We start from the raw sequence: 5,319 nt of genomic DNA, 5'->3' as shown, positions 1-5,319 counted from the left end.
GGTCACTGGTGACTGCGGGCAGTTCAAGGGCATCCGGGAGACGCGACACACCGGCATTCTATCGACGTCCCGATCAATCAATCACCGGCGTGTGTTGTAGAAGCTATGACTCGCACGGGGGAAAGCATGTCGGCTTGATGTCGCCTCGTTGAGCGCGTCGCCGTTGACAACGGAACCAGCTCCCTAACTAAGCGGCATTGGTTTCGATCCACTCGTCGTGTTGTTCAGCCAGGACGGCACCGACGAGCCGTATGATGGCGTCCCGGTCGGGGAAGATGCCGACGACGTCGGTGYGGCGGCGGATTTCCTTGTTCAGGCGCTCCTGCGGGTTCGACGACCAAATCTGCTTCCAGATCTGCCGCGGGTAGGCAGTGAACGCGAGCAGGTCGGATTTCGCGTGGGAGAGATGGTCGRCGGCTTTGGGAAGCTTCTCAGTGAGAGCTTCGACAACTCGGTCGAACTGCACACCGACCGCGGTCGCGTCGGCCTGCTCGAAGACGGTTCTCACCAGCGTGGCGACCCACGGCTGCGACGACTTCGGGGCCACGTTCGACAAGTCGCGGAGGTAATGCGCCCGACACCTTTGCCACGACGCACCGGGCAGTGTCGACCCGATCGCGTTCACCAGCCCTCGGTGGGCATCGGAGGTCACCAGCCGCACTCCGGACAGGCCGCGGGCGACCAGGCCGCGGAAGAACGCCAGCCAGCCGGCGCCGTCCTCGCTGCTCACGACGTCGAGGCCGAGGATCTCCCGGTGCCCGTCGCCGTTGACCCCGACGGCGAGCAGGCAGTGCACGTTGATCACCCGGCCGTCCTCGCGGACCTTCATCGTCAACGCATCCGCCTGGACGAACCGGTACGGGCCGGCGTCCAACGGCCTCGACCGAAACGCCTCGACCTGGGCGTCGAGCTGCTTCGCCAGCACCGACACCTGCGACTTCGAGATGTTCGCGACGCCGAGCTGTTCGACCAGCTTGTCGACGCGGCGCGTGGAAACCCCAAGCAGATAGGAGGTGGCCACCACCGAGATCAGCGCCTGCTCGGCACGTCGGCGTCGGGTCAGCAGCCATTCCGGGAAATACGACCCCTGACGCAGCTTCGGTACCGCCAGCTCGATCGTCCCCGCCCGGGTATCCCACTCCCGCGCCCGATAGCCGTTCCGCCGATTCACCCGCTCCGGGGATATCTCGCCATATTCCGCATTGCAGACACCGTCCACCTCGGCGCCCATCAACGCCTCCGCGAACGCCTTCACCATCGAGCCCAGCAGATCCGGACTCGCTGCCATCAGTTCCTTGCCGAAACCCTCGGCATCGGTCACAGTCGGACGCACGGCCATCGCGTATCTCCTCCTCGAGTTCTTCGCGGTTCTCGAAAAGGATCACGCGGTGGTCGCTCTACGTCACGGACCGCCACTCCGGCGAGTCGCTAGACGATCACGATCCGTACACCACGTCCCTGGACTCCACTCCTGGCCGCGCGTCCGCTGGCGAGGACGTCGATGACCTGCCCGTGCTGGTCAACCGCCCTGTACGTCCACCGTCCGGCGACCTTGGCATACGTCTCGTCGACGAACCGGCTGTCACCAGGACGGTGCCGGCAGGGCCGCGCGGCGTCGACCAGCAAGGGCGTGAAGTGTTGGACCTACCGGTACACAGTTACGTGATCAACGTCGATACCGTGCTCAGCGAGCAGCTCCTCGACGTCCCGGTGTAGGTACCAGCGGATCGCCAGCACGACCACCTCAGGCGGGAACCGGAACCCGACGAACTCCGACGTCGGAGCCAGTGGGCGGACACGGCGTCGACCCCTCCTTCGATCACGACTGATCGGCAGCCGCGTGATGGCGGACTTCGCCGATGCAACAATGCCGTCCCGCCGCCACAGCACCTCAGTCGTGGGCGCGGCGGTACGCAGTGCCTACCGCCTCAACCCGGCCAGCGATCCGTTCACGGAAGGTCAACACCGTGGCCCTCCGTCACGACCTACGGTGGTTAGGCGTCGGGCCACAGCGGGGGCGCGGCCCGGCGCACCTCCTCCCCACCCACAGCCGTGACCACCCTGGCCCGGCGCGCCGACGAACCGCATATTTTCCCTTGCGGGGTTCGTTTCCCTCCTCGCACCACGGGACGCTCGCCGGCCGCGGCGGCGCCTGCGGCGCCCCGTCTACTCGGCGTCGATGATGCGCCGCACCCACAAGTAGCCCACGAACCTGGGCTTCGCTCTGGCGCAGTGGGCCTTCTCGCCCGAAGGTCACGGCATGGTCCTGATCTCCACACCATGAACGACTACGGAGCGCTACCAGAGAAGCCTTTGGTGGCGTGCGCTGGCGAGGCATTGACATCGCTCAGGCGCTGACCTAGATCCGCCGGACATGTGGGCGCATTGTGTGCGCGGATGCTCCGGCACGGCGTGGCATCGGCCGGCACGTTCCGGCACCGAAAACGCCCTGACCTCGGATTTTGCGGCACGATGCGGCACGTTCCGGTATGTTCAGWTACGCGGTGTTCCGTCTTGTAATCGAATGGGGCCATGRCCAGTTGGTAACGGCGCTGGCTGGGGGCTGGCCGCGGGCGGCGYGGTCGCGGTCTGCATCTGGCGGATCGGATATTTCCCGGGGGTGACGTCGAGATTAGCCATCGGGTGCGGCATTGCAGGGCGGGCCGTCGATGGCTGCGTCCTGCCGAATGAGCACACATCGAGCGCACGGGGCTACCCAGTGGCGATCGTAGGTCGATTGGATTTTCCAACCATCCAGGTAGGAGCCCTCTTGGTCGCCGCCGGCCCGGGTGTTGGGGCGACATTCGAGTCGTTTAAAAGCCGGTTGCTCTGCCAATTGAGCTAACGGCCCTGCTGGGAGTCATCGTACCGAACCCCCCGTCGAGAGGGAGGCCTGGGCGCGGGGGAGGTTGGCGCAGGAGGCGGGGTGGGGGGCATCGACCACGCGGTTGCGGCCCGAGTTCTTGGCTGCGTAGAGAGCGCAGTCGGCGCGGTCGAGGACGTCCGCGAGGGTGGTGTCGACGGGGGCGAGCTGAGCGGTGCCGACGCTGACGGTCACCCCAAGAGTACCGCGCGCGGTGCGGAACGCGAGTGCGGCGATGGTCTGGCGGAGGCGCTCGGCCAGATCGGGGGGGTCGTAGTCGGTGATCACGGCGATCTCCTCGCCGCCGATCCGGCCGACGATGTCGCCGGCCCGCAGGGTGGCGCGGATGCTGGCGGCGACGGTGGCGAGCACCTCGTCGCCGGTGGCATGGCCAAAGGTGTCGTTGACCTGCTTGAAACGGTCGATGTCGATCATGAGTACGGCGAAGGGCTGGCCGTTCCACCGGCATTGCTGGAGCCTGGCCTGCGCCAGTTCGAGGAAGCGGCGCCGGTTCGGCAGGCCGGTGAGGCAGTCGCTGGTCGCCTGGTGCCTGATCTCCTCGAAACTGGCAGCGGTGTCACACGCGGTGGCGATCTCGGCGAGCAGGTCGTAGGTGGCCTCGTCGGGTCTGGTGGCCAGAGCGGCGACGATCAGGCAGCTGCCTGTTGCCGCGGAGGGCGCCGGCCCGCCGAGAGGTGGAACTGCACCGGGAGAGCCGGGTGTGGCGGTGCGCACCGGTGCGGGGGGGAGCGCGGAGGTGGAGGTCGGCTGGACGGGTGGTCCGGGCCCGAAGACGGCGTCGGGCTGCGGCGTCGGGCCGGCGGCCGGTGCGGCGGCGAGCCAGGATCCGGAGGGGTGCCGGTGCCCGGGGAGTGGCCATGACCGCCCGGCGTGCGCGGAGGTGCCGCGGCCGTGGGCGGAGCTCAGGACGGAGTCGGCGATGTCGGCCGGTAACGGCTCACCGAGGGTGCCGGCGGCGACGTCGCCCCAGGTGGCCACGACCCGCAGTGTTCCCGACTCCTGGCGGCGCAGCACCCACACCGCCTCTACCGGCAGCAGCTGGGTGACCGCGCCCATCACCTGGCTCAGCAGGCAGCGGACGTCGGTCGTCGCCGCGCGGATCGCGGCCTGGTTGAGGCGTCCCCGCAGTACGTGCCGGCGTCGCTCGGCGACCACCAGCGCCCGCAGCGCTGTCGGGTCRCTGGATCGGCAGGTGTTCGCCAGGTCGGCGAGGTCCGTGACCATCAGCTCACGTTCGATCTGTGCGGCGACGGTGGACGCCATGGCCAGCAGGAGCGGGCTCGTGTCCTGTGCGGCGCAGGTGAAGTTGACCAGGCCGACGATGGAGCCGAAACCAGGGCCGTGCACGGGAGCGGCACCGCACGAATATGACTTGCCACCCACCGTGAAGTGCTCCCAGGAATCGATCAGAACCGGGTGCCCGAGGGTCAGCGCGGTGCCAATCCCGTTCGTGCCGATGATCGCTTCCGAGAAATCGAATCCGGGGACAATCGGCCCGCTTTCCATCGCGCTGCGCTCGAAGGTGCGATCGCCACCGGCATGGAAGAGCAGGAGGCCGTTCGCGTCAGCGAGCATCCCGATGACCGCGACCCCGGTCAGCCGTTCGACGGCCGCGCTCAGCACCGGCCGGGCGACCCGGGCGAACGGGGAGTCCGTCTCGACCTCGACGTACCGGGCATCTGCGAGTACAGGAGGTACCGCGTAGTCGCGGGCGCGTGCCCAGGACTGCCGGACGATGTCGCGCGGTGCGCAGTCGTGCCCGGGACCGCGTTCCGGCAGGGCCGGCAGCAGACCGCGGAGCCGGATGCCCTCCGGCTCCCGACCTGGCTGCTCGAATAACTGCCGATACGCCATCGCGCCGCGCGCCCGCCGTCCTGTCGGACCGATCACTTGTTTGCTGCCGTCAAAACGACGGTAACACGATGGTCGGTGCCGGGCATTCGCGGCGAATGTGTTTACTTTCCGCGCGGGTCAGAGCCGGTCATAGGACGTTTTTCGCCGGATAAGCGGCTGGTGCTGTCACCCAACGACGCCGGTGCACTGTTCGCCGCTCCGTCGTCTCTGCTGTCCGCCACGGTCAGCGCAGCCCGGAGCGACAGCCCTGCTCCTGCTGCACGCGCTGCAGCTTGCGGTGATGCTGCGCATGTCCGCCGGCAAGCCGGCGCGGGAGACCTCGGCGGCGCTGAGCGAGGTCCTCGGTCGCGCGTTGCGCAGTGAAACGGCTTCCCCGCCGACCGGCCGGCGCCGTCGTCGAGCCACCAGCTGACCCTGGACGCCGGGCCGCGACCGGTGACCCTTCCGCCGAGCAGGACGGAGGGCCACCGGCCGGGCACCTGTGATCATCCGGTGTAGTAAGGCGTTCCCGGGACGGCCGAGAGCACTGCCGGCGCCGCGGCTGGCAGCCCGCCGCCTCCGCCGCCTCCGCCGCCTCCGCC

1 protein-coding gene and 2 pseudogenes are annotated in these 5,319 nt (G+C 68.4%); all 3 read right to left on the bottom strand.

Annotated elements, in window-relative coordinates:
* Positions 1–202 precede the first annotated feature (202 nt).
* Positions 203–1,339 (bottom strand): annotated as a pseudogene (locus CC117_RS31670) (IS256 family transposase); the annotation flags it as partial.
* 140 nt (positions 1,340–1,479) lie between these two features.
* A pseudogene (locus CC117_RS31665) lies at positions 1,480–1,788 on the bottom strand (DDE-type integrase/transposase/recombinase); the annotation flags it as partial.
* 1,072 nt (positions 1,789–2,860) lie between these two features.
* Positions 2,861–4,774 (bottom strand): diguanylate cyclase, encoded by a 1,914-nt coding sequence (locus tag CC117_RS31660; RefSeq protein WP_131803170.1) that lies wholly within the window; start codon positions 4,772–4,774, stop codon positions 2,861–2,863.
* Positions 4,775–5,319: the final 545 nt, after the last annotated feature.

It is taken from the genome of Parafrankia colletiae (genome assembly GCF_001854655.1).
GTDB classification, from domain to species: Bacteria; Actinomycetota; Actinomycetes; order Frankiales; family Frankiaceae; genus Parafrankia; species Parafrankia colletiae.
Note: the sequence above shows the minus strand (reverse complement) of the source record. Positions and strands in the feature narration are given on the sequence as shown.